This is a genomic window from Photorhabdus sp. RM323S (assembly GCF_042879375.1).
In the GTDB taxonomy this organism is placed as follows: Bacteria; Pseudomonadota; Gammaproteobacteria; order Enterobacterales; family Enterobacteriaceae; genus Photorhabdus; species Photorhabdus tasmaniensis.
In genome coordinates this window covers 24927-50002 of sequence record NZ_JBHFKZ010000038.1, presented here as the reverse complement: position 1 = coordinate 50002, position 25076 = coordinate 24927, and the positions used below count along the sequence as shown (strand labels likewise).

The following is a 25076-nucleotide window of genomic DNA, read 5'->3' as shown; positions in this document are numbered from 1 at the left end:
GCGACCAATACGCTGGCCCATGCGATTTTAGGTGCGGTGGCGGCGGAGGTAAGCGGTAATAATGCTCTGTCGGGTGCAGCCGGTGCGGCTTCGGGAGAGCTGGCGGCGCAGGTACTGATAAAGCAGCTTTACGGCAAAGAAGCGAAAGTCAGTGAGTTGACGGAGGAGCAGAAGCAAACTATCAGCACCCTTTCTACCCTGGCGGCAGGGCTGGCAGGTGGGATAGCGGGTGATTCCAGTGCAAGTGCCCTCACCGGGGCCCAGGCTGGGAAGAATGCAGTGGAGAATAACTTTTTGAGCGTGAATGAGCTGGACAGTTTTGCGCACCAAGCCCGCACCTGTGAAGGCGAAAGCTGCAAACAAGTGATCAAGGATATGGTGGAGACCAATATCCGTAATCAGCAGGAAATGATGAACTTCTGCAACAGCAACCCGAACCAGTGTCCGCAGAAGTATGGTTATCTGGTTGATCAGTGGCCGGTGTTTGAACGCACCCTCAAAAATATGGACCGGGACGGCACATTGCCGGTTGAGTTCAGAAATTATCTGTCGGCGGTGAATACGTTGGGTCAGGCGGCAACCGGCAAGGTCGGTGAACTCGGCTGGACAAAACGCTTTGAAGCAATGGGCATGAGTCAGGAAACTGCTGCGGCAATGGCGATGACGCTGCCTATTGTGATAGAGGGAGCCAAAGGGCCGAAGTCGTCACCAAAATCATCGCAAAATAATGCTGGCAAAGGTGCTCAGCCTGAGTCAGCAGGGAAAAACACAAGTGGCGCGGAAAATGCGGCAACTTATCCGAAGTTAAAAGAAGACTTAGTGCAACGAAACCTTAGCCATATTGCTTCGCAAGACCCAAAGTTGGCGGCTGTAGTTAAAGGTGATAATGGTAAGCTCAATTATGGCATTGGGGCAGGAACTCGAGCAGAAGCGGATAGATTAGGCAAAATCTGGGTAGGAGATGGAGCCAAGAAGACTACTGGAAATGGCTGGGTTAGTGCGGATGGTACAAGAGGTTATAGACCACCATCAGAGAAACCTAATAGTGCCCATGCTACTACTGGTGTGCAAGCCAATTTCGAAACATATTCAATTGATTCTAAAGGAAAAATAAATAAGACTGGAAACGGTCATTTAAATATTCTGGATTAAAAGAGGATGCATTAGTGAAAGCAGTACTAAAAGGCATAGATTGTATGCATAAAGATCCAGTCATGTACTCCGGTGAAGATGACGGAACTATTAATATAACCTTATCCCTATTAATCGGGCCAGAGTTGGAAAGTGGGAGTGAATATTTTGATCTTTTTATCTGTACACCTGAATGGCTGTGTAATCATCATTGGCAACCGGAATTGATACGTCATACGCTTCTGGTACGTGAGTATAATTTGGATGAAATTAAAAAGATCATCACGGATTATATTGAACAGTGTGAAGGTAATGACTGGATGGAGATAGCCCAAAAGCTTTCCCGTGTCTTTGCCTGGGAATATGAGGATTATCAACCTTAACCTGCTGTTATCCAAGGAGTCCAGCTAAAGAACTGGACTCTTCCTTTAGCTGTCAGTCATTCTCAGCCAGTTGAATGATTAACTGCCCGGCTTCGCTGGTAATAGTGATCGGCTTCCCTGTGGTAAAACCCAACGCAGCTAACCAACGTCCCTTAATGGTGAGCTGCGGATACGGATTGGGCTTGCCCTGGTTAGGCCGGTAGCCCACGGTGTAATGCCGTGGCTTTACAGCCTGCCCTTTAGTTGTAATGGTTTTTGCTTTAGAATCGCATTTAGCCATGATGAACTACCTCTGATAGTTGGTGATGGTTAGCGGCGTTGAAGTGTTCCCGCACTTCAGCGCCGTGCTATGTTAACTCTCTTCCTTCGCTGTTGTTGAAATACAGGCCATTGTGCCGGCAATTTGAGTTTTTATGATCATTGCATCCAGCAACTCCTTAATAACCTCCTGCTCATACTGTGGCATACGAGAAATTGCCTCAAATTGATAGCGCAGCCGCTCACTGGGACCGCGCTCCTGTTCATCAAAAACCAGCATATCCGCACTGACACCGAGCGAAATAGCCAAGCGACGTATTACCTCTAAGGTAGGTTGTGCTGAGCCTCCCTCATAACGCCGGATCTGTAAAACTGCCACACCAGCCATATCAGCCAGCGCCTGCTGAGTGAGCCCGCGTTCCTTGCGTAATGTGGTAAGCCGTTCAGGGAACTGCATATCGAGAAACCAGGTTGTTGAACTTGATATCACTATATATCCCCCTTTTAAAAAGCTTGTTTTTAGATATCTTATCAGATATGTTTTAAATATCAATATAGCATCTTGACAGGTTTTTACAGGAGGTCATTGATGACCCGCGTTCCCGATACCGATTTAGCCCGCTTAAAGCAAACCGTCTCGTTGCTGGGACTGGCGCGTAAGCAAGGCCGTCCGATGAAAAAACGCGGTGAGGATTATGTGCTGCGCTGTCCGTTCCATCACGAGAAAACGCCCTCAATGGTGATATCGCCTGCTAAGAACCTGTATCACTGCTTTGGCTGTGGCGCGGCGGGGTCGGTACTGGACTGGGTGATACAAACGGAAGGCGTGACGCTGAAAATCGCTATCCGCCGGCTGCGGGAGCTGGCCGGGCTGCCGGATATGGACAATACGGTGGTGGCCGCCTCTTCGTTAGCCGCCCAGCCGGGATCACAGTCTGCTCCCCTGCCGCGCCCGAAACTGGCCGACCTGGACGATGACGGACAGGCGCTGTTGCATCAGGTGATTGATTTTTATCATCAGAACTTACTGGCGTCACCGGAAGCCAAAGCCTGGCTGGAAAAACGCGGGCTGCATCATCCTGAACTGGTCAGCCACTTTAAGCTGGGGTATGCGGGTCATCACGGTATCAGTGGTTCGGCGGGATTGTTGCCGTCCAAAGACAGTCAGGAAGGTCAGCAGTTGCGCGGCAAGCTGTCGGGGCTGGGCGTGTTGCGTACGACCACCCGGCAGGACCACTTCCGGGGCTGCGTCGTGGTGCCAATAATCGGCTGGGCTGAATCGGCCAGTGTAGCCAGCCGCGGGCGGGTGCTGCAACTGTATGGCCGCCGAACCCAGCCGGATTACAAAGTCCTGAAAGACAGCCCAAAGCATCTGTACCTGTCCTCACCCCTGGCCGGGGTCTGGAATGAATCAACGATGCAGGCGTCAAATGAAATTATCCTGTGCGAAGCGCTGATCGATGCCATGACGTTCTGGTGTGCCGGGTTCCGTAACGTGATCGCCGCGTTCGGGGTGAACGGGTTTAACCGTGAGCACCTCGCAGCCTTGCAGTATCACGGCGTGAAACGAGTGCTGATTGCCTTTGACCGGGACGAGGCCGGAGACCGTGGCGCGGCCAGTGTGGCCGCTGACTTATTGGAAGCCGGTATCGAGGCATGGCGGGTGCAGTTCCCGCCGGGCATGGATGCCAATGATTATGCTGTCAAAAGTGGCAACGCCGAACATGCGCTGGGGCTGGCCCTGCAACAGGCGGTCTGGCTGGGACAGGGAACGGCACCGGGTGCGGTGTTCAGCCATGAGCGGCCCGTCTCGTCAGATATGACGGAAAAGCCCCAAAGTGCCGGTGTGGCTGAATCTTCTTCTTTAGCCGCCCCGCCAGAGCTGACCGTTGCGCCGGTGCCCTGTGAGCGCACGGCCTGCGGTGAACTGTTGATGAAAAGCGGCCCCCGGGTCTGGCGGATACGGGGGATGAAAAAATCCCCAGTGCCTGATGTGATGAAAGTCAATGTGCAGGTGCGGGATGAAACTTCCGGCCTGTTCCATGTGGATACGCTGGACATGTATCATGCGCGGCATCGTCAGAACTACATCAGCACGGCGGCGCAAGAGCTGGAATGCGAGCTGTCGGTCATCAAACGCGAAGCCGGGCGGGTCTTGCTGATGCTGGAGCAGCAACAGGATGCGCAACAGCAGGCCGACGTCGAAGCCTCAGGGACAACGGCAGTCACGGTCAGCGCGGAAGACGAAGCCGCCGCGCTGGCATTGCTGAAATCGCCGAACTTAACAGAACAGATTATCAACGACATGGCCGCCTGTGGCGTGGTCGGCGAATCCACCAATCTGCTGACCGGGTATCTGGCGGCGGTCTCGCGCAAACTCGATAAACCGCTGGCCGTGCTGATACAAAGCAGCTCGGCGGCAGGGAAATCTTCCCTGATGGAGGCGGTGCTGAACCTGATGCCGGAAGAGGAGCGTATCCAGTACTCGGCAATGACCGGGCAGAGCCTCTACTATCTGGGAGAAACCAGCCTGCAACACAAAATACTGGCGATAGCCGAGGAAGAAGGCGTGCGGCAGGCGGCCTATGCCCTGAAACTGTTGCAGTCCGACGGCGAGCTGAAAATCGCCAGCACCGGCAAGAACGAACAGAGCGGCGAACTGGTGACGCGGGAATACAGGGTACAGGGCCCGGTGATGCTGATGTTAACGACGACGGCCATTGATGTGGATGAAGAACTGCTGAACCGCTGTCTGGTGCTGACGGTCAACGAATCGCGCGAGCAGACGCAGGCCATCCACGCCATGCAACGGCACCGTCAGACACTGGAAGGGTTGCTGGCTGACTCGGAGAAAAGCTATCTGACGCAGTTACACCAGAACGCCCAGCGCCTGTTAAGGCCGCTGAAAGTAGTCAATCCTTACGCCCATAAACTGACGTTCCTGTCAGACAAAACCCGGATGCGGCGCGACCATATGAAATACCTCACCCTGATACAGGCCATTGCGTTGCTGCACCAGTATCAACGTGAAGTGAAGAAAACCACCCATCGCGGGCAGGTGATTGAATATATCGAAGTCACCCAAGACGACATTGCCCTGGCTAACCAGCTGGCGCATGACGTGCTGGGGCGCACGCTGGATGAAATGCCGCCGCAGACGCGTAAGCTGTTACTGCTGATACAGGCGATGGTGAACGAACAGGCCCAAATCCAGCACTGCCAGCCGAATGAAGTGCGCTTTACCCGGCGGGATATCCGCGCCTTTACCCACTGGAGCGACAGCCAGCTCAAAAACCACTGTCAACGGCTGACGGAAATGGAATACCTGCTGTCGCATGGCGGCAGCCGGGGGCACCTGCTGCATTATGAACTGCTGTGGGACGGGGAAGACAACGGCGCGGCGCACCTGTGCGGCCTGCTGGATGTCGGAGAACCGGACTCAGAAACGGCAGGCAGTGAACACAAGTCTGACTTAAATGCACGAAAGTCTGACCGGGAAAGCAGTCAGTCTGCCTCAAGTCTGGGGCAAGTCTGGTCTAAGCCTGGGGAAGAAAAACCCGCGTCAGCCCAGACAGCACAAGGGAAAACAGGGGCACCAGTCCGGGCGGATGAAAACGCAATAATCAGAGGCAAAAATAAAATAGCCCCGCCGCCCGCTGCCTCAGCCGCCCATCCCCAATCCAAAACGGAGGTCAATCATGGCAAACCGTAAACCCCGCAGGGGAAGCCTGCTGACAGTGGATGAAGTGTACCGCAAACCTGTCGGCCCGGCGCACGACCCCAAGAGTCTGTATGCGTTGTTGCTGCGCTTTGTGGTGTGGCGGCAGGAACGGAACTGGTCAGAAAGCACGCTGAAAGTACAGACACACCATACTTACCACTTTATCCTGTGGGCAACCGAGCGCGGCTTATACTACGCAGCGGATATCACCCGGCCAATACTGGAACGTTACCAGCGTTATCTGTATCAGTACCGCAAGACCAACGGTGAACCGTTAAGCACCCGGACGCAACGTACCCAACTGGAGCCATTGAAGGTCTGGTTCAAATGGCTGACGAAACAGAACCTGATACTGGCGAACCCGGCGGCGGACCTTGAACTCCCCAGACTGGAAAAGCATCTGCCACGCTATATTCTGACCATTGATGAAACCGAACAGATACTGGCGCAGCCTGACCTGACGACGTTGCAGGGGGTACGTGACCGGGCATTGATGGAGCTGCTCTGGTCAACCGGGATGCGCCGGGGAGAATTAACCCGGCTGGATGTGTACAGCGTTGACGGCAAACGCAAAACGGTGACCATCCGGCAGGGCAAGGGCAATAAAGACCGGGTGTTGCCCCTCGGTGAACGCGCCTTAAGCTGGCTACAGCGTTATCAGCAACAGGTGCGGCCACAACTTATCGTCAATCCTGACGTCAGGGCATTATTCGTCGCGATGGACGGGCTGGATGGCTTACAGGCCAACGGTATCAGCAATCTGGTGACAGCGTATATCAACGCGGTGGGTATCAAGAAAAAAGGTGCCTGCCACCTGTTCCGGCACGCGATGGCGACGCAGATGCTGGAGAACGGGGCGGACCTGCGCTGGATACAGGCGATGTTAGGCCATGCCAGCGTGGAATCCACCCAGGTGTATACGCAGGTCTCTATCCGGGCCTTGCAGGCGGTACACGCCAGCACGCATCCGGCGGAGCAAATGGCCGACGAAACAGTCAGCGACGCCGATGAGGTGGGTTTACTGGCCGACCTGTACGCCGAAGACAACACCGACACGGACACGCCGCCGGACAGCCCGACACCGACCTGAAACCCCGATAGCCGCTGACCGTCCGCCCGCCCCCGTTAAGTTAGGCGGGTTCGGTGTGGGGGCAGACCGTGGCCGGACTGCCCGTCGGCATCGGCGCACGCGGGGGTAAATAGTCGTCAGGCGGCCCAACCGCTGGCGTCCCCGTTGAGCCGGTACAGGCCGCCCAACGCCTATTTAACATAATGCGGGGGAATTATACGCACTGCGCCGGTGAGCCCGGGCAATCGCCTGAGCATTGATGAGCGGCTTAATGCGTATAATTGGCATTATGTCTTGCGCCCCCGCGGGTCGGCATTGCGGGGAGTGGCGCACAAGGCTGCGCCTTATGCTCTAACCGACTGAGCCGGACATCGGCAACCCTGAGTGCTTCTTTAGCTGCCCTGCAACCGTTGGGCCAACACCCCTGAAGGCAGGTCGGCCTGCGGCCTCCGCTCATTGACTTCCCCCCGCCCCAACCCTGCTGCACTGGCTGTGCCCCGTGCAGCCCCCAGGGGCTTCCCCGAACAAAATCGCGTGGTCATGCAAGGTCATATGCAAGCCGAAGCCACAGTGCCTCAGAGCGTCGCAGGGGCGCCGCTTGCGGGCTCTATGCCGCCCGCGCCCGCAGAACGGCCGCCCGCCGCCCAAGCGAGTTGGGCGACGTTCGCCCGTTGCCGAAAAAGGCGCTACACTGACCCGAGTACGGCAGGAAAAACCGGCGTTCAGGGGCGAAAAGCGCGTCAGGGGGTTTTGGGGTCGGCGGTGAACGGACATTGAAAAAAACGGGTTGTAACTGACTGAGGGCATTAGGAAAATCGGCGTTCGGTAATCAACGTCGCAATGGAATGCGTTGTTGCGGACAATAATTTCTTTGGTAAACTAATAACGGAAGGTTGTGCAATAGCTGCTCCGTGCCGAACTAAAGTGGCAGAGAAAGTCCTGGAGATAGGCGTTAAGGCGGGTATAACCGGAGTGGTAGCGAAGGAAATCGCTGATAAGATTTCTTCAGAAGACTTAGACCATCTGATTATGCTTCAGATGATGGGAAATGATGCAATTACAGAGAGTTACCTAAATACACTTCAGGATAAATATACTCAAGTTGCTAATCCAACTGACCTGCCAACACATACCGGCGGTGATCAATCCGGTGATATAAGGAAATACCCTAATCATACCGGTGGAAACCAGCAGTTAAAGCCGGGTAGTATACCGAACCATACAGGCAATGAGGAAAATCGGTCTGGCATTGCACCAAATCATACCGGCAATACGGAAGGTAAGCCGGATGTAGGTGGTAATACGACGGCGACCCCAATTCCTGATGGGCCAACGAAAGATGAGCTAATCTATTTATCTGATAGTAATGAATACGTCCCTAGCCCTAAACATGCTCCTGGAGGTTGGGGTACACCAATGGACTTAACTAATTCAAAAGCCCAAGAAGTTTTGAATAATTCTATTCAAGGTGGAAAGCAACGTTATGGTATAGCTGACGGAAAATTATATGAGTTTCAGCCAGACAATGCCGGTGGTTGGCATGGTTATCCAATACCTGGCAACGAAGCCCCTCCGAAAGTACTACGAGAATTTCTCTCTAGAGGTGATATCAGTAAATCTGAGTATAATAAAATGATTAAAGGAAAATGATGATGTATAAATTAAGAATTGTATTGTTAGATGAAATATCATCATATGATGAAGGCAAGCTTATTAAGCTTATTTTATATAAAGATAAAGAAAAATTTTCTATTTTTCATGGGAAAGTCAATGTGTCTGAGTTTATTTTATGGATGAAAGATAATGAATCTAATATCCGCTATGTTGATCTGCCTGATCATAATTGTAGTATTGACTCTATTGCTTATTACATACATGAATTTTACGAAAAAATAGATGTGGATAATGAAAGTCTTATAGATATGATGTTCGAGTATCGAGCAAGCCATTGTTTTAAATTCGCTGCACGAGGTGTTAATTTCCCTGAAATATATATTGGAAAATCAGGTGAAAATTATGAATTATCCTTATATACAAATAAGGGAGAATGGCGATACTTGATTGATATTGATGATTTTTTCACCCATATACTACACTAATAAAGATCCCAGATTTATGAACTGCCCCCCCAAATGTTAGACAATCACCCAACCTTTAAAAGGGGCAGTTCATTATGTTTGAGAAAAGTGGCTTACTGGCTAAAAAGTCGCGTCGGGGCATTGTAGGCAAGGTACTAAATCACATAGGGCAAAACTGATTGTAACTGAATGATATAATTATAAAAAAACTGGATTCGGCGTCAGACTTCACGACAGAGAAAGTTGTTGTCGATAATAATTCCCTAGGTGCAGCGGCAGGCTCAGATCTTGGGTTCTGGATGGCTAAAACACCAGACTGTGATACGACTTGCAAAGCCAATATCGCTAAAGGTATAGCTGATGGCAATCTGATTGTCTCTGCGGGAGGAATGGCAGTAGCCGGGAGTGCCCAGATTGTAGCCGCCACGCCTGAAATCGCTGCTATGGCACGAGCAGCGCTGGAAGGGTGTAAAGCCGCTCCAACAATCTGCCTGAATAATGCAGGTATTCAGGTTGCTGAGATAGCGGGTGATTCCAGTGCAAGTGCCCTCACCGGGGCCCAGGCTGGGAAGAATGCGACTGACAATAATGCTCTTGGTTATGGTCCAGGAACCTTTTGGGGGCAGATAGCCAATTCGATCAGTTCAGATGCATCATTGTCCTTTGATCTACAAGGTAAAGGGAAAACAGTAGAAGAAATAAACAAAGCTATAAAATACTCTCATCAGGGGCCATCATGGGGTGTTACTTATAAAGTTAGACCACATGTAAAAGGTGAGGTTACAGCAGGAATAGGTCCAGCAGGGTTTGCTGAAGCAGCATTGGATCCAAATAAATTTGCAATTAATGGTGGGATGACAACAGCTATTGGTGCTCATGGTGGAGCAACTGTCGGAATAGAATTTGGCCCTTATTTCCCAGGTTTGTTAGGATCTCAAGATAAAGACTATTCTTTTGATCTAGGTTTTGGCTATGGTTCATTTGGAATATCAGCAGGAAAAGATGGAATAGGTGTATCACTTGGTGTAGGGCCTTCGATTGGTTGGGGTGGTATTTCAAGGGAAACTCCATTAGGTGAAACAGACATGAATGGCAAAGTTGGCACTGAAATATATAAACATGAGTTTAAGGATAAATGAGCATGATTGTATATATTCCGTTTATTTTGATAGTCTTGAGTCTGTTGGGGTTTCTTGCCTGTTTCATCTATTTTGGCTTGAGCAAAAAAGTTTCACTAAGAAGTGTAAAATCTCCATTGCTCTTTTTTGATTTTTGTTTTTTTAATAAAAATAAACTTTCTAATTTTTCCATGATGATGTTGTCTATTATTTATATATCTGGAATTTGGTTTGAATTTATTAGAAATGGAAACTTGATTTCTTTTGCTGGCTATTTTTTTGGAATATTTTCAATTCTTATTTTTTTTATTCATTGCAGATTTTTATCAAAAAGAAAATTTGCACATAGAAATAACATTGAATTCATAAAAGAGTTTGTTTTTGAAATGGAAATAAGTCTTCAAAATACGTTATTATGGTTATCTAGATTATTTTATATTGTTTGGCTTTATCTGTTTTTTTCTACGTAATTGTTACTGACAATAATGCACTGAGCTTACCCAAAGGAATGGCGGATTACGGTCAGTCTGCACCCAGTCTGGCTACCGCCATGTTAAACGCAGGTAAATCTCTATTTTTTCAATATATTAAATAATGAAAACAAAACGCCATCGGAAAATAACTCGATACTTTTCATCATGAGTAAGATTAAATTATTGATAAGGAAAATTCGACTAAAAAATTCAATCTTAAATCAATCCCCGCCCTGAATCTGCCATAATAATTTAAAATCGCTTATACGGAGATATTAAAGATTTTATATAAAAGACAGAGTTAACTCAATAAATTTAACTTTCCAGAAGGATATTTAATGACACTTAATCGAAGTCATTAAATATTAATGGCGAGTTGAAAATAAATCAGCACGTAAAATAATATCATTCTAATAGCCTGGTATTTAAGCGTTTTCTCGTCGTTATTTTACGGAGAAAAAAAATAAAAAATAACGCAATAAAACAATGGATAAAACGGTTAATCTGGCAGGATTTAAGCTCTAAAAAAAATAGGTGATTATCCTAAAAAACATAAAGAGCGGTGATTTATTAAAACTGCTCAGGATTGCCGGTAAAAGAGGTAAAAACCGTTAAAACGCTATACTGATTAAAACTCTATGTTAAAACAGTGATTTTTAATAACCATTTAAATCCTACTCATCATAAAACTTAAAATGGAATTTTACTTTTTTATAATTTATCCCGATATGGTTTCGTTTCTAAAGTGCGGATCTCGTCCTGATGTTTATTATGTAAAACCGCGATACCTTAAATACACTGGTTTAAACTTGCTTTACACGACTTTAATCCATCAATAGCGCGGGTTTTCTACGATTTGATTTAAATCTGGCCTCTTTTTGTACCTTATGGTGATTTAACGCTAAAATCAATTTATCCCCTTTATCTTTCAAGTTGCGGCAATAAGGCGTTATTAAGCATTAGAGAAAACCAATCAACTCACAACACGCTATCTGAAATTTTCGATAATGCGAAAACATGCCTCACTTTTCCATATTTATTTAAAATACATTTAAATAAAGGAGTAAGTTCATTAAATGTTAAAATTGAATTGAGTTTATTATTTTGGTTAAAGCACTCCCATTAAATCAGTAAAGAGTGGAAAAATAATATTAAATATTTTAAATAATACTTTTTACTTGGTTATTAATTTACAAAACGCGCTAATCCAATAAAATTTGAAAGTGTTTTTCTGACGTGGAGGTGCGAGTCCCTTTATGCCTCTTGAGATAATTAACCACTTGTTCGGGAATTAAATCCAGCCAAATTAATCGCTTTACCCATTACAGCAACTGACCATACTGCTAAAAAATTGTACGGAAATTTTCCGTACAATTTGATTTATTGAATCATGTGAATTTGGCTATTAATCAACATTAATACTCGCCAGCACACTTCCCGCCGGTTGATAAACGCTTTCCTTCGCATGAATAACAATCTTCCCGGAACGATGTGCAGTCAGTAGTGTTTCCATCTTCATGGCTTCCATCACAGCAATGACATCACCTTGTTTAACTTCATCACCGGTCTGCACATACCAGGATTGTAAAACGCCGGAGATAGGGGCCGATACATGATGGGGCGCTGTGATTATCTCCTCAGTTTCATCGCCTTTATCCTGGGTGACCGCATTTTGTCCAAGATCAGATAATGAAAGTCCTTTCAATAATCCGGCAGGTAGCCCCAGTTCGTGTTTACGTCCATCAATCTCAATAAAAGTGCGGGCTATCTTTTCTTGAGCGTGATTTTCCTGACGCGGCGATATTTTTACTTCGTTGATAAAGTCAGTTTCGATCCAACGTGTATGAACCTTGAATGTATCATCAGAGATAAAATCGGTATGTTCCATCACCGCCCGATGAAAAGGCAGTACTGATGCTACGCCTTCAATGTTGAACTCCTGTAATGCACGCCGCGCTCTGGCAATAGCTTGTTGGCGGGTTGCTCCGGTGACGATCAATTTAGCCATCAGCGAATCGAAGGTTGCGGGAACGATGGAACCCGCCACAATCCCAGAATCTAATCTTATTCCAGGGCCGGAAGGCGGAGAAAATACGGTCACAGCTCCCGGCGTAGGTAAAAACCCTTTACCAGCATCTTCCGCGTTAATGCGAAATTCAAAGGAGTGCCCTGATGGAATTGGGGTTGTTGTTAATGATAAAGGTTTACCTTCAGCAATCCTGAACTGTTCTATCACAATGTCGATACCGGTTGTTTCTTCTGTGACAGGATGTTCGACTTGCAAGCGAGTATTCACTTCCAGAAATGAAATAGTTCCGTCTGTACTGAGCAAAAATTCCACCGTACCAGCCCCGGTATAACCCGCTTCTGCACAGATATCCCGTGCAGCCTGATGAATACGCAGGCGCTGATTATCGGTCAAAAATGGGGCAGGTGCCTCTTCCACCAGCTTTTGATTGCGTCTTTGTAGTGAGCAATCACGCGTGCCAAGTACCACGACATTGCCATGTTTATCCGCCAGGATTTGCGCTTCAATATGACGAGGTTTATCCAGAAATTGTTCAATGAAACATTCTCCACGGCCAAAGGCGGCGGTTGCTTCACGAACTGCTGAATTATAGAGTTCGGTTACTTCATCCAGACGCCACGCAACTTTCATGCCACGTCCACCACCGCCATAGGCCGCTTTGATTGCAATGGGTAGACCATATTTTTCAGCAAACGTCAGGGCTTCTTCTGCGTTTTTCACCGGTTCTTCTGTACCTGAAACCAGTGGTGCACCTACATGTTGGGCGATTTTACGTGCTTTAACTTTGTCACCCAGAATATCAATAGTCTCTGGTTCGGGACCAATCCAGATCAACCCGGCATCAATAACAGCATGGGCAAATTCTGCTCGTTCAGACAGAAATCCATATCCGGGATGGACTATGTTTGCTCCTGAACGTTTGGCAATATCCAGCAGACGGGAAATGTTAAGATAAGTGTCAACGGGGCGGTTTCCGCCTAAACCGTAAGCCTCATCAGCTAACTGTACATGTTGTGCATTGATGTCTGAGTCAGCGTAAACAGCAATGGATTGTAAACCATAATCCCGGCAGGCACGGATGATACGGACGGCGATTTCACCACGGTTGGCGATCAACACTTTTTTCATGGAATTTTCTTTATTATTCATGAGCCGCAATCGCTCCCTTCTATTTCGTGAAATTCACTGATTGGGTTGAAGTGGATACGGGCATTGACAGGAATTTGTCCGGCAAGATCAAGATGGTAGCTGGCAACCGAACCGATGACGGGATAGCCGCCGGTCAAAGGGTGATCCGCCAAAAACAGAACCGGTTGCCCACTGGCGGGAACTTGAATGGCACCAGCGGAAGTTCCTTCACTAGGTAATTCTTCATGGTTAAAACGCGATAACGGTGTGTCTCCATTCAGGCGAATACCTACCCGGTTAGATTGTGGGGTAACCTGCCAGAGCTGGTTTTGTAACAGGGATAGCGCTTCTGCGGTGAACCAGTCGGTACGTGGCCCCAGAATAATATCCAGTGTGACAATATCGTCAGTAGCAGGCATATTGAAAGCCGGGCTTTCGTCCATTGATACAGCGGAACCCTGCGTGACAGTAAGAATAGCCAGAATATCGCCTGTAGCGATGGGTTTGGGGCCAATGTGCGCCAGCGTGTCGTAAGAGAGGCTGGAAAGGATCGGTTTGTTGGCAAAACCGCCACGGACGGCCAAATAACCACGAACTCCCGCTTTGGGCGTGCCCAGCATGACTTTGTCACCATCACTCAGATCAACAGGTTGGTAACCATCAACCTGAAACCTCCGGCCAGATGCCGTTTGGACCGTGATTGGGCAGTCAGCGCCGGTGACAGCGATAATGATGTTGCCATGAGAGATGAAGCTTAATCCGCCTTCTGCAATTTCCAGACAGGCGTTATCCGAAGGATTACCGACGATACGATTTGCACTTCGCAACGCTGTTTTATCCAGTGCGCCAGCAGTGGAAATGCCTAACCCCGCTTGCCCTGAACGCCCTAAATCCTGAAAAAGTGTTTGTATCCCGGTTGATAAGATTTCCAGTGATGAATGTTTATCAACTTGTGAAGATGTGTCGCTTTCTGTGTGAACAACAGGATGTTCGGGTTGGGTGACGGTTATTGTTGCGCCTTTGCCTTTATCTTTGAAACGCACCCGAAAGCCCGGCTGCAACAAAGAAGGGGGATAACGCGAGAGATCCCACATGCGTTCTGGTGTGGTGCCGATGATTTGCCATCCTCCCGGACTGGCTTGTGGGTATATTCCACTGAATTCTCCTGCCAGCCCTACCGATCCCGCCGGGATGCGGGCTCTTGGTGTCATCCGGCGAGGAACACGTAAAAGATCAGAGTCTGCCACTAAATAAGCAAATCCAGGGGCGAATCCGATAAAAGCAACCGTGTATTCACTTTCTGTATGTTGTTTGATGACTTCCTGTGTGGTGATACCAAGGATTTCAGCCACTTCAACCAGATCTTCACCATTGTAATGCACTGGGATTTCAACGAGTTTCCCGGCTGTTTTATTCCGTGTATTCAGGTTGCGACCACTGATTTTCCTGGCAAGTTTGACTGCGGAAACGACATTGGGACGAAATCGAATCAGAAGTGTTCTGGCCGCGGGAATAATTTCTTCTATGCCTGGAATTGGGCTGGCGTTAAGTGAATCAAATAACGCCAGGGTTTCATCCAGATTGCAAAGTTCGACAATAATGGCATTCAAATTAACAGGTAAAAAACGCACTAGGCACTCCTGAGCATGATAAGCGGCATAGGTAAAACGGCGCTGATTACTTACTGGTTTGAATAAAGGGCTGTACAGTGATCCCGGCTTGTTGCAGGGTTATTTTCACCTGACGCGCCATTTCCACCGCACCGGGGCTGTCACCATGAACACAAATGGAGTCCGCCTGAATGCGTGTAAAGCTGCCATCAATCGCATCAATGCCCCCTTCCGTGACCAATTGCAACATGCGTCGGGCGATCTCGTTGGTATCATGCAGTACCGCCCCTTTTTCCCGCCGGGAAACCAGCGTACCTTGTGGCATGTAAGCTCTGTCGGCAAAGGCTTCGGCAACGGTACGTAAGCCTTTTTCCCTCGCCAAATTCAAAATTTTTGAACCGGCTAATCCAACCAGCGCCAAGTTGTCATCCACTTCACGAATTGCTGTAATAACCGCAAGTGCCTGGTATTCATCGTTGGCAATGGTGTTGTACAGTGCGCCGTGCGGTTTAACATAACTCACGGTAGTCCCTGCTGCTGTTGCCAGACCTCTCAGCGCACCAATCTGGTAAATAACATCAGCGATCAGTTCATTGCTGGAAATGTCCATATTGCGGCGACCAAATCCAACAAGATCGGGATAGGAGACATGGGCACCAATAACTACCTGATTTTCATGGGCAGCTTTCAGGGTTTGAAGGATCCCGGCCGGATCACCGGCATGAAATCCACACGCCACATTGGCACTGGTGACAATGCTCAACATGGCATTATCGTCACCCATTTTCCACTGACCAAAGCCTTCGCCAAGATCACTGTTTAAATCGATAAATTTCATGCGATCTCCTTATAAAAACATCAAAAAATAGAGTAAAAAAACGTTAGTAATCAACAGCGCCGTTCCGGTGGGGATTTGTGCTTTAATGACCGCATTGCGATTTGGCAGCTCCAGCAGTGCGGCGGGAACGATATTGAAATTTGCTGCCATTGGGGTCATCAAGGTACCACAATAGCCTGAGAACATGCCGATGGCGGCCATCACTGCCGGATTACCGCCGTGTTGCAATACCAGAATGGGAATACCGATCCCCGCAGTAACAATCGGGAACGCGGCAAAGGCGTTGCCCATCACCATTGTCAGTAACGCCATGCCGATAACGTATGTCGTTACAGCAATAAATCTGTTATCAACTGCCAGGTAGTTTTCAGTCAGGTGAGAAATGGCGGTACCTACGCCCGCTACGGTAAATAAGAGTCCCAACGTAGCTAATATCTGTGGCAGGATAAACGCCCAGCCGATAGCATCCAGCAGGCGACGTGCTTCTTGGGTTGATTGAGTGATGCTTTCACATGTCATTTTCAACGCAATACCATATCCAGTTAAACAACCGACTGTCATGGAAAACAGTGTCACCAGCGTGGAATGGTTGCCGGTACCGAATAAGACCTGTTGTAGTCCAGGAACATGGTTAAATAATAGCACTCCCACCACGGTGACAATCGGAATCGCCAGTGCGGGAAAGAAGATACGATGGCTCAGGCGAGAGGCACTTTCCTGCCGTTGTTGAGGTGTGCGCTGATGATAGTTGCCGAGTCGCACACCACCAAGACCGGCTATCAGCGCCATCAACACGACGATCAGCCCCACACTGATATTCAGCATTTTTTGCGCCTCAGCTTCGCTACCTATCCACAACTCCATCAAACGGTAGCTCCAGTCACCAACCAGAAACACGATTCCGTATAGCGCCCAGAACAAGCTGGTGGTCAGGCGACGGGGGTTGGTGTGATCACGCCAAGACATCACTGCTACGGCCAACAGGATCACGCCAGCCAGCCAGTAAAGATACTGTTGCTGAAACATTACTTTGCCTTCCTTTTGGTTTGGTCCATGCCATTCAGGGCTGCCAGCTCGATAGCAATGTGGTGGTCAAGGCGGGATAAACGGAAAGCATGGATCAGGAAGGCACAGATAGCGGTAGGGATCCCCCACATGGCGATGTGCAGTGGCTCAGTTTGGATGCTGGCAGACTCCAGCATGAAGTTATGCATAAAGATGATTGCCCCAAAGGCGACGAAGATATCCTCACCGAAGAAAAGGCCAACATTGTCGGTTGCTGCTGACATGGCACGCAGACGATAGCGTACATCGTCAGGCAGATCATGGTGGTGGTTTTCCGTTGCGCCTTCTACCATTGGTGCCAGCAATGGACGCACCATTTGCGGATGTCCACCCAAGCTGGTCAGGCCAAGTGCCGCAGTTACCTCACGAATGAATAGATAAACAATCAGTAGACGTCCGGCGGTGGCTGTTTTGATATTCCTAATCCAGGTCTGAGCTTGCTCTTTTAAACCGTGTCGCTCCAAAAGGCCAATCGTTGCCAGTGGCAGCAGTAAGATCAATGGCAGATTTCGGGTATTCAGGAAGCCGGAACCTAACTTTTCCAAAATATTCGTGATTGGCATATGTGCCGCCAGCCCGGTGATGATCCCAGCGACAATCACCGCTAATACGGGGTTAAATCTTAATAAAAAGCCGACTACAATGACCGCGATGCCAATCAACGGCCATAGATTCACTATTTGTTGTTGCATGTTGTGTTACCCCTGTACATAAAAATACCTGTTACGTCGTTATAGGTTGCATTCTTGCGTAGTAGAGAAGTTATACCGTGACTAACACCACCTTTGGAACGGTAGTACGGCGTCTGCCAGTAGTGCCATTCCGAAGGGAACAAGCGTAAGAAGTGCAGTCTTGATTAATGTAAATTGTTTCAGATGGGTTATTCTCTTATTGTCTATCTGGTTAAAATAGACGGTAAATGCCGTTATGTTCTAATTAGGTTGACTGAATAACCACCAGTGTATTGGTTTGGGAACCCCTTAATCATAAAAATATTAAGGGAGCCGTATGTGATTTATTGATTATTTGAACAAGTTCTCTTCAATGCCTTGGCATGATATGCGATATGCTCGCCGATAAAACTAGCGACAAAATAGTAGCTATGATCATAGCCGGTGCGCAGGTTCAGTGTGTAGGGATGCCCAGTGCTTTCGCACACATTTTTCAGCAGCTCAGGGCGTAGTTGTTCTTGAAGAAACGGGTCATCAGTACCGATATCAATTAACACATGCAAGGGCTTGGTGCTACTGGTCAGCAGCTCGATTGCATCATAGGTTTTCCATGTGTCACGAACTTCGCCCAGATAAGCGCGAAAAGCGTTTTCTCCCCAAGGAACCTGAGAGGGCGCAACAATCGGTGAAAAGGCTGATATGCTGTGGTAACGATCTGGATTGCGTAGCGCGATCATCAGTGCACCATGACCGCCCATAGAGTGACCACTAATGGCCCGGGCGGCTGTTACCGGGAAGTGTGCTTCGATCAGTGTCGGTAGCTCTGACACCACATAATCGTACATGTGATAATGAGGCACCCAGGGTTCCTGTGTTGCGTTGAGGTAAAAACCGGCACCCTGACCCAAATCATAAGCGTTGTCATCCGCAACGTTCTCACCACGAGGGCTGGTATCTGGGGCGATAAGGATAATACCCTGTTCGGCAGCGTAGCGTTGAGCCCCCGCTTTAGTGATGAAATTTTGCTCATTGCAGGTTAAGCCTGAGAGCCAGTACAGTACCGGTAATTTCTGATGTTCAGCCTGAGGAGGAAGGTAAACAGCAAAATTCATGGCACAGCCAAGTACGGCCGATTCGTGCTGATAAACATCCTGCCATCCCCCAAAACAAGCGTGGCGTTCAATCCTTTCCATTCTTTTTCCTCTCTGTGAACCTTGCAGGTTCACTCATTTCACGGTAAACCCGGCTATCGTTTCCTGTTTTGTTAAAAACCGTCTGTTACAGCACGGTTTTTAACTCCCGCAAAACAGCTTAGTAATAGATGACTGTGCGAATGGATTTTCCCTCATGCATCAGTTCGAATGCTTCATTGATGCGCTCGAGCGGTAAGGTGTGAGTAACAAAAGGCTTTAACTCAATTTTACCTTTCATTGCCTCTTCCACCATGTTAGGCAACTGACTGCGGCCTTTAACACCACCAAAGGCGGTGCCTCGCCATGAACGGCCAGTGACCAGTTGGAATGGCCGGGTTGAGATTTCCTGTCCTGCACCCGCCACGCCAATAATCACTGATTGTCCCCAGCCACGGTGTGCACTTTCAAGCGCGGCACGCATAACATTGACATTACCAATACACTCGAAAGTATGATCTACTCCCCATTCCGTCATCTCAATAATGACCTGCTGAATAGGCTTATCGTAATCATTCGGGTTCAGGCAGTCGGTTGCCCCGAACTGTCTGGCCAGCCCAAATTTTGCCGGATTTGTATCAATGGCAATGATCCTGCCCGCTTTTGCCTGACGAGCTCCCTGGAGCACGGCAAGGCCAATGCCGCCGAGTCCAAAGACGGCGACAGAGTCACCAGGTTGCACTTTAGCGGTATTGTGCACTGCACCAATGCCGGTCGTGACACCGCAACCCAGCAAACACACCTCTTCATGGTTTGCTTCCGGGTTGATTTTTGCCAGTGATACTTCGGCTACGACTGTGTATTCGCTGAATGTGGAACATCCCATGTAATGATAAATAGGCTGCCCTTGGTAGGAAAAACGGGTTGTGCCATCCGGCATGACACCTTTCCCCTGAGTTGCCCGCACGGCTACACACAGGTTGGTTTTTCCTGATTGGCAAAACAGGCACTCTTGGCATTCTGCGGTATAGAGAGGGATAACGTGGTCACCGGGTTTGACGCTGGTGACACCTTCACCAACTTCAATGACTACACCGGCGCCTTCATGCCCGAGCACAGCAGGAAAAATGCCTTCCGGATCATCCCCTGATAGGGTGAAGGCATCTGTATGACACACACCGGTATGGCTGATTTTAACCAGCACTTCACCGGCCTGGGGTGGGGCAACATCGATTTCAACGATTTCAAGGGGGCGGCCCGGCCCGAATGCAACAGCGGCTCGTGATTTCATATTTCTCCTTAATGCATAACCGCTCTAGGATTTACTGTAGGCAGAAAAAGTAAAGCTTTAGCCTATAAGACCCTGCTTTTTCAGGGCCTGTCTGTATTACTGTATAACATCGATCAAGCCAAGGTCATTATTTAATGTTGTACCACTGATCATATAGTTGGCAATCGCTTGACTCCCTTTTTTGTATGAGAAAACTTGATGAGCTTCATTATCACGCCCCCATACTACAAACACATGCATATAAACCATCGCTCCATCAGGAACCCCAAGATCACCTGGATCAATAGTCTTTGTTACTCCAAGAGTAATATCGTCACTTTGTTTACTTAGAAACTTTTCACCGTTGGCATCAATATAACCAAATTGGATTCTAGCAACAAATCCGCCTGAGTTTTTAAGGCTCATTTGTCCAATTTTTTGATATTCCATAATAATTTCCTCTTCAGAAAAACACTAATGATATTTAGATATTCAACTACACAAATTGTCCAAGATTTAAAAAAAATCTTATCAGGTGAAAATAAATAACACCTTAAAACAATCAGGGCAAATGAATGTTATATGTGCTTTTGGCGTGATATAATTATCTTATATTGTTTTGATTGAAAATAATTTCAATTGATAGATTCACACAATTAGTCTTTATTATTATCCATAATTTCTTTAAGTGCAATAAAGTGTTCAATTAATATATTTTTTTCATTAGGTTTAACTGAAATAGCGATTGATTGTGGTAAGACTGGAAACTGACCATTGATACAATGTCGTGGGGCAACTGTTCTGACAACGGTTTCTTCTGAACTATGTGCGAATAAAATAAAAAGCATTTTTACCGGCGACATACCTAAGGCCATATTTTCATTAACCTGATGTATATTAAATAAATACTTCCTTGTTAATTCATTAATATCATGCTCCTTTATTGTTTTTGCATCTTTATATTTTGCATCAAGTATTATAATTAGTGGATTTTTCCAGCTTTTTGAGTTTACTTTCATGATAAAATCAGGGTGAAAATGGTGTTTTTCATATTTATTAGAATCAATATTGTTACTTGTATCAACAAGATCTCCTTTTTTACTATGGGCGCTTAAAGGGAAAATTTTTGCTTCGTAAAATAATTCAATATCATATTTTTCATTTTTAAATAAGAAATAATTATTAATTTCATTTTCTGGTCTTTTTATTGTGACGCCGCCGAAAGGCAATTCTTCCGCATGAAGTCTATAACTTTGTTCAATAAGCTGAACTTTATAACTTTCTTGAATAACCTCATGTAATAAAATCAATACAGTCGTTTCATAAATTGCTGAAAGGTTTTTTAATCCGGAGAAAAGTTCTTTGCCAATAAAAGAGGATGTTGGTGCATGATGGTACTGCTCAATAAGATAAAAGGTTTTTCTGTAATGGTTATGTTTAGCAACATAAGGTGTGATTTTAGGAACAATACCTATTGGTGCTGCTGAGGGTATTTTTTTATTAAACAATAATCTTGTTTTTTCTAAAGTGCTAATTAGGTTTTCAATTTTTTTGGATTTATTTTTTAAGGCTAAATATGCATATTTTGACATTATGTGATTGAATTGGATAAATTCATTTTTTTCTAACGATTGGATTTTATCTTTAGGATAAATCAGTGATTCTTTAAGCATCACCAGGAACATATTAGCTTGTTTTAGAAAAGCGTGGATGACTTTGTTTTCGTAAGTATTCGTATTTTCTTTTAATGTCTCTTTAGGCAGTTCATTGAAAGAATATCCTCTGTTATTATAGAATATGTTGGCGTCTTCATCATTCGCAGGAGATAACTGGTCAAGATTGTATAATGCCCACATAATTGAATCTGGTCCGGTTGGTTGCCCTTGTTTTGATAGAGTTAATTTAGGTTCTAAAGTGTGTCTATGTTCTATAATAAATAATGGCAAATGTTGTGTTAAATAGTTAACTGTTTCTTTTATTATGTCTAATTTATTGAAATTGAAAATATTATCTTCATTCGATGAGGTGATTTTCCTGCTTTTTGAAAAACAAATGGAAACAATGTCCTCTAAGTTTTCGGTTAAATATTCTAACATCATGTTTGCTAAGGCGACATTTTCTCGTCTTGCCAGAATATCAAAGGTAACACTATATATAGGATCATATTGGCTTCCTAAATAAAGATAAACTTGGTTTTCCCCAAAGAAATTATAAAAATACCTTGAACGATGTGAGTTTATTGGCTCTATTGACGTGTATATTCTCTCGCCATTTCCATAGTGAGAAAAAACTAATTTCAGAGATGTATCTCCTATGATTATTATAGGAATGCCATTTTTCTCAGCATCCTCCTCCGATAAAGAAACTTGAAACAGAATGTGATCTAATTCTGTAATTTGATATTTGTTGTTGATTCTGAGATCAACAACTTCTTCATCAGAAATTGAATTGATAAACATTTCCCAACGGATCATATATTGGCCCCATAACAAAACATATTTTGGCTTCCAGTGCTAATAATTCTTCTCAGTAGTTTATGTGAGTGTTCCATTTCGTCAGGTAAATTATCTAACAAGGTATTTAATCGATTACCAAAATTCTGTCCATAGCCATTTAAAAGAGGTAATATATGTTGAGCTACAGCGTAATCTAATGCTTTGTATTTACTTTCGATATACATCATTGGGCCAGCCACATTATGGTATGAGCGAATAGCTTTTATTTTTCGATATGAAACAATAACGGGGGTTCCGAATTCTGGGTTATCATCACGTAAAGTTTCGATGATTAATTGCAAAATTCGCTCAATATCTGGTGTCATTTCTAAAGATCTTGGAAAGAAAATATCAATGAACTTATTTCCAGTAATTGGGGAAATGTTTAAATCTTTATGGGTATCTGATTTTACTACACTCAAATCATAGTCTTGTTCAAAATCATCGAAATTGATTATAGCAGCCCTGTCTAACAACCTGGGAGTAAGGGATTGAACAGATTCGTCCTGATTGATAGTGCCTAAAAAACGTAAATAGATGGGTACCTGAAAATGTTGCTCCTCTGGATTACCGGTTAAAATTATTCGCTTAGACTCAGGATCGGCCATTTCAAGGAACGGGCTGAAGTAATGTTCCGGTTGTGAAAGGTTAAATTCATCAAGTAAAATAATAGCTGGAGCGGCTGACTCAATTTTCTCTTTCATTTCGTAATGAAGATGTCTAATTAAATCAAATAATCCAGTAGCGGAAGGTATAAATGATTGGGATAAAGCATTATAGAAACCTAATACATCTCTTGATGAAGTCCAACCTCGTGCAACAGGAATATTTAATAAGCGATTTTGTAGCCCCAGGCTGGCTGCGAGTATTTTTGCCAGTGATGTTTTCCCCGTTCCAGGTAATCCGCTAAATAATGTAAACTGACATTGTGCTATCGTTGTCAAAATATTCGCAACGGTATAATAATCTGTTTTACGGCCTCGATTATTTAAAGCATCAAGGACGCTATTGATTAGATTTTCGCGGGTATCTTCATCACTTTCAGTTGCTGAAATTTCCCTTGTTATGACATTATAATCCAATGAGCTAAATACTGCTTTTGGCTTTAAACCACATAAAGCATCTACATCGGGTTTAAGCTGCACCAACCTGCTGGTTAATACTTCATTACTTTCTCTCAGTTTTTTCGCAACATCCTTAACCTGTTCTTCCATCTGCCTTTTTCTATCTCTATATCTGTCGCGTTCACGCTCCAGATCATCTATTTCATTTTTTAAGTCTTCGATTTTTTTAAAACGACTATGTTTTTCTTCTAAAACTTTGACTTCTGCGGTGAGAGTATCTAATTCTTTACGTCGGGAAGATAGTTTCTGTTCAATCTTATTTTTTTCTTCTGCCGTAATGGTGATTGTTGATATCTGACCACCATTGAATTGAAACAGCTCTCTTGCTCGCAGCATTTTGCGGATATCAGCTTCTACTTGCTCTTTTTTATTGATTAATTCATTAAATGCTTGCTGCTGATTTAATTTATCTTTTTGTAATTTCTTTAAAAAAGATTGTTTTTCTTCACGAAAATATTCTTCTTTATTTTCGTCGATATATTTTTTTAAAATTTCTCTTCCTTTATCAATTGAAAGGAAACTATCCATCAAGTCTTTCCGGGTATTATCCCAACTTTCTGCCATTTCTAAACTTTGAAATAGCCGATTAAATCTTTCAGGGAAAGTTCTGAATTCTTGCGAGGAAGTATAGCACTTACGAATTTGTGCTATTGTTCCTTTGTTGAAACTTCTTATTTCAGAGTTTTGCGCAATTCTATTTCCGTAGGTTGAAATGATTTGATCGTTAGTTATATAATCGACGGTGTCATCTATGTTTTCAAATATTCTTTTTATATTGCATAGAAAAGTCATATGTGAATAATTATTTTGTGATAAATATGCGATACATTTCTGGATGCCTATTTTTCCAATATGAAATTGCTGGATTTTATTTAATGGCGTACTTATCGGCTTTAAATGTAAAATATATTGGCTTGTTGCTGGGTCTATTTCATCAACATAATCGAAAGGCCCATAGATATAGCTGTCATTTTGGATCAGGATTGTTTTTGTTAAGGGTTTTTCTGTTAAAATAATAACTGCTTCGTTAACATTAGGAAATGGAAGATCGTAAACTTGGCAGGCTAAAAGCCCTTTGATCTCTTCGCAAAAATTTGCTCTGGTGATATATTGGCAGTTCCCCTCTTTTTTCTCAAAATTTGTTGGAACACATGTTGCTGCAAAAAGTGAGGAGCTATACTTTTCACGTAATTCGCTATACCCCGCAGTAACGAAAACCTGTTCAGTTTCACAAAATAAACTTTCTTTATTAATTGGTACAATTTCACCATTACTCAAAATCTCAAAATACACTCTGAGTTTCCCTAGCTGATCTTCTCTTTCGTAGGAATATCCTTTTTCTATAGTGCATAGTACCTTTCTTTCGTGTGTTTGCATCTTGTCTCTCGTTGGCCTTAAGTATATGTCTAAAAATGAATCATAACATATCGTAAAATATATTCACCTATGATTTAATTTAATTTGATATTATTTTATTGAGTTCTT

21 protein-coding genes are annotated in these 25076 nt (G+C 45.4%); 8 read left to right on the top strand and 13 right to left on the bottom strand.

Going from position 1 to position 25076, the window contains the following annotated elements:
* Positions 1-1152 (top strand): VENN motif pre-toxin domain-containing protein (locus ACGF7G_RS15345; RefSeq protein ID WP_387466606.1); only part of this gene is annotated, 1152 nt, incomplete at its 5' end.
* A gap of 14 nt (positions 1153-1166) precedes the next feature.
* Complete coding sequence (locus tag ACGF7G_RS15340) at positions 1167-1514, top strand: immunity 8 family protein (RefSeq protein WP_075489515.1); 348 nt, start codon at positions 1167-1169, stop codon at positions 1512-1514.
* Positions 1515-1566: 52 nt separating this feature from the next.
* Here ACGF7G_RS15340 and ACGF7G_RS15335 read toward each other — a convergent pair whose 3' ends face one another.
* The gene (locus ACGF7G_RS15335) at positions 1567-1794 is read right to left on the bottom strand and encodes a SymE family type I addiction module toxin (protein ID WP_133813335.1); all 228 of its coding nucleotides are present in this window, start codon (positions 1792-1794) and stop codon (positions 1567-1569) included.
* 72 nt (positions 1795-1866) lie between these two features.
* Entirely contained in the window at positions 1867-2229 is a 363-nt protein-coding gene (locus ACGF7G_RS15330; protein ID WP_011147857.1) for a helix-turn-helix domain-containing protein, read from the bottom strand.
* A gap of 132 nt (positions 2230-2361) precedes the next feature.
* On the opposite strand from ACGF7G_RS15330, the gene ACGF7G_RS15325 reads away from it, so the two are divergent.
* Entirely contained in the window at positions 2362-5484 is a 3123-nt protein-coding gene (locus tag ACGF7G_RS15325) for a CHC2 zinc finger domain-containing protein (RefSeq protein ID WP_387466603.1), read from the top strand.
* The gene (xerC, locus tag ACGF7G_RS15320; RefSeq protein WP_133813333.1) at positions 5471-6583 is read left to right on the top strand and encodes a site-specific tyrosine recombinase XerC; all 1113 of its coding nucleotides are present in this window, start codon (positions 5471-5473) and stop codon (positions 6581-6583) included. The genes ACGF7G_RS15325 and xerC overlap by 14 nt, the downstream gene beginning before the upstream one ends.
* Before the next feature lie 247 nt (positions 6584-6830).
* On the opposite strand, the gene ACGF7G_RS15315 is transcribed toward xerC, so the two are convergent.
* Positions 6831-7019 (bottom strand): hypothetical protein, encoded by a 189-nt coding sequence (locus ACGF7G_RS15315; RefSeq protein WP_166296487.1) that lies wholly within the window; start codon positions 7017-7019, stop codon positions 6831-6833.
* A gap of 383 nt (positions 7020-7402) precedes the next feature.
* Between ACGF7G_RS15315 and ACGF7G_RS15310 the strand changes: the two genes are divergently transcribed.
* The 4 genes from ACGF7G_RS15310 (at position 7403) to ACGF7G_RS15295 (ending at position 10228) form a co-directional block, all read left to right on the top strand.
* A complete protein-coding gene (locus ACGF7G_RS15310) occupies positions 7403-8212 on the top strand; it encodes a hypothetical protein (RefSeq protein WP_387466600.1) in 810 nt (269 codons plus the stop codon).
* Between the two features lie 2 nt (positions 8213-8214).
* Complete coding sequence (locus ACGF7G_RS15305) at positions 8215-8661, top strand: hypothetical protein (protein WP_387466598.1); 447 nt, start codon at positions 8215-8217, stop codon at positions 8659-8661.
* A gap of 278 nt (positions 8662-8939) precedes the next feature.
* Entirely contained in the window at positions 8940-9779 is an 840-nt protein-coding gene (locus tag ACGF7G_RS15300; RefSeq protein WP_387466596.1) for a polymorphic toxin type 25 domain-containing protein, read from the top strand.
* A gap of 2 nt (positions 9780-9781) precedes the next feature.
* Complete coding sequence (locus tag ACGF7G_RS15295) at positions 9782-10228, top strand: hypothetical protein (RefSeq protein ID WP_387466594.1); 447 nt, start codon at positions 9782-9784, stop codon at positions 10226-10228.
* A 1408-nt stretch (positions 10229-11636) separates the two neighbouring features.
* Here the strand turns inward: ACGF7G_RS15295 and ACGF7G_RS15290 are convergent.
* From ACGF7G_RS15290 to ACGF7G_RS15245, 10 genes are all read right to left on the bottom strand, one after another.
* Positions 11637-13409, bottom strand: coding sequence for a biotin carboxylase N-terminal domain-containing protein (locus ACGF7G_RS15290; RefSeq protein WP_387466591.1), 1773 nt, complete (start codon positions 13407-13409; stop codon positions 11637-11639).
* Complete coding sequence (locus ACGF7G_RS15285) at positions 13406-15019, bottom strand: 5-oxoprolinase/urea amidolyase family protein (protein ID WP_387466589.1); 1614 nt, start codon at positions 15017-15019, stop codon at positions 13406-13408. The genes ACGF7G_RS15290 and ACGF7G_RS15285 overlap by 4 nt, the downstream gene beginning before the upstream one ends.
* A 46-nt stretch (positions 15020-15065) precedes the next feature.
* Positions 15066-15836 (bottom strand): LamB/YcsF family protein, encoded by a 771-nt coding sequence (locus ACGF7G_RS15280; protein WP_387466587.1) that lies wholly within the window; start codon positions 15834-15836, stop codon positions 15066-15068.
* Between the two features lie 9 nt (positions 15837-15845).
* A complete protein-coding gene (locus tag ACGF7G_RS15275) occupies positions 15846-16862 on the bottom strand; it encodes a DUF979 domain-containing protein (protein ID WP_387466585.1) in 1017 nt (338 codons plus the stop codon).
* Positions 16862-17593 carry a DUF969 domain-containing protein gene (locus tag ACGF7G_RS15270; protein WP_387466584.1) on the bottom strand — a complete coding sequence of 244 codons (732 nt, stop codon included), beginning with the start codon at positions 17591-17593 and terminating at the stop codon, positions 16862-16864. Before ACGF7G_RS15270 ends, ACGF7G_RS15275 begins: the two co-directional genes overlap by 1 nt.
* Before the next feature lie 323 nt (positions 17594-17916).
* Entirely contained in the window at positions 17917-18765 is an 849-nt protein-coding gene (gene fghA / locus ACGF7G_RS15265) for an S-formylglutathione hydrolase (protein WP_387466582.1), read from the bottom strand.
* A gap of 118 nt (positions 18766-18883) precedes the next feature.
* Complete coding sequence (locus ACGF7G_RS15260; RefSeq protein ID WP_387466580.1) at positions 18884-19993, bottom strand: S-(hydroxymethyl)glutathione dehydrogenase/class III alcohol dehydrogenase; 1110 nt, start codon at positions 19991-19993, stop codon at positions 18884-18886.
* A 96-nt stretch (positions 19994-20089) separates the two neighbouring features.
* Complete coding sequence (locus ACGF7G_RS15255; protein WP_387466578.1) at positions 20090-20422, bottom strand: hypothetical protein; 333 nt, start codon at positions 20420-20422, stop codon at positions 20090-20092.
* A 206-nt stretch (positions 20423-20628) separates the two neighbouring features.
* Positions 20629-22446 (bottom strand): hypothetical protein, encoded by a 1818-nt coding sequence (locus ACGF7G_RS15250; protein WP_387466576.1) that lies wholly within the window; start codon positions 22444-22446, stop codon positions 20629-20631.
* Positions 22443-24968, bottom strand: coding sequence for an AAA family ATPase (locus tag ACGF7G_RS15245; RefSeq protein ID WP_387466574.1), 2526 nt, complete (start codon positions 24966-24968; stop codon positions 22443-22445). The genes ACGF7G_RS15250 and ACGF7G_RS15245 overlap by 4 nt, the downstream gene beginning before the upstream one ends.
* Between the last annotated feature and the right edge of the window lie 108 nt (positions 24969-25076).

Coding starts and splice junctions, on each gene's coding strand:
- ACGF7G_RS15250 (WP_387466576.1), bottom strand. CDS start 22,446: ATGATCCGTTGGGAAATGTTTATCAATTCAATTTCTGATGAAGAAGTT.
- ACGF7G_RS15260 (WP_387466580.1), bottom strand. CDS start 19,993: ATGAAATCACGAGCCGCTGTTGCATTCGGGCCGGGCCGCCCCCTTGAA.
- ACGF7G_RS15275 (WP_387466585.1), bottom strand. CDS start 16,862: ATGTTTCAGCAACAGTATCTTTACTGGCTGGCTGGCGTGATCCTGTTG.
- ACGF7G_RS15335 (WP_133813335.1), bottom strand. CDS start 1,794: ATGGCTAAATGCGATTCTAAAGCAAAAACCATTACAACTAAAGGGCAG.
- ACGF7G_RS15290 (WP_387466591.1), bottom strand. CDS start 13,409: ATGAATAATAAAGAAAATTCCATGAAAAAAGTGTTGATCGCCAACCGT.
- ACGF7G_RS15280 (WP_387466587.1), bottom strand. CDS start 15,836: ATGAAATTTATCGATTTAAACAGTGATCTTGGCGAAGGCTTTGGTCAG.
- ACGF7G_RS15310 (WP_387466600.1), top strand. CDS start 7,403: ATGGAATGCGTTGTTGCGGACAATAATTTCTTTGGTAAACTAATAACG.
- ACGF7G_RS15325 (WP_387466603.1), top strand. CDS start 2,362: ATGACCCGCGTTCCCGATACCGATTTAGCCCGCTTAAAGCAAACCGTC.
- ACGF7G_RS15255 (WP_387466578.1), bottom strand. CDS start 20,422: ATGGAATATCAAAAAATTGGACAAATGAGCCTTAAAAACTCAGGCGGA.
- ACGF7G_RS15330 (WP_011147857.1), bottom strand. CDS start 2,229: ATGCAGTTCCCTGAACGGCTTACCACATTACGCAAGGAACGCGGGCTC.
- ACGF7G_RS15245 (WP_387466574.1), bottom strand. CDS start 24,968: ATGCAAACACACGAAAGAAAGGTACTATGCACTATAGAAAAAGGATAT.
- ACGF7G_RS15315 (WP_166296487.1), bottom strand. CDS start 7,019: ATGAGCGGAGGCCGCAGGCCGACCTGCCTTCAGGGGTGTTGGCCCAAC.
- fghA (WP_387466582.1), bottom strand. CDS start 18,765: ATGGAAAGGATTGAACGCCACGCTTGTTTTGGGGGATGGCAGGATGTT.
- ACGF7G_RS15295 (WP_387466594.1), top strand. CDS start 9,782: ATGATTGTATATATTCCGTTTATTTTGATAGTCTTGAGTCTGTTGGGG.
- ACGF7G_RS15300 (WP_387466596.1), top strand. CDS start 8,940: ATGGCTAAAACACCAGACTGTGATACGACTTGCAAAGCCAATATCGCT.
- ACGF7G_RS15305 (WP_387466598.1), top strand. CDS start 8,215: ATGTATAAATTAAGAATTGTATTGTTAGATGAAATATCATCATATGAT.
- ACGF7G_RS15270 (WP_387466584.1), bottom strand. CDS start 17,593: ATGCAACAACAAATAGTGAATCTATGGCCGTTGATTGGCATCGCGGTC.
- xerC (WP_133813333.1), top strand. CDS start 5,471: ATGGCAAACCGTAAACCCCGCAGGGGAAGCCTGCTGACAGTGGATGAA.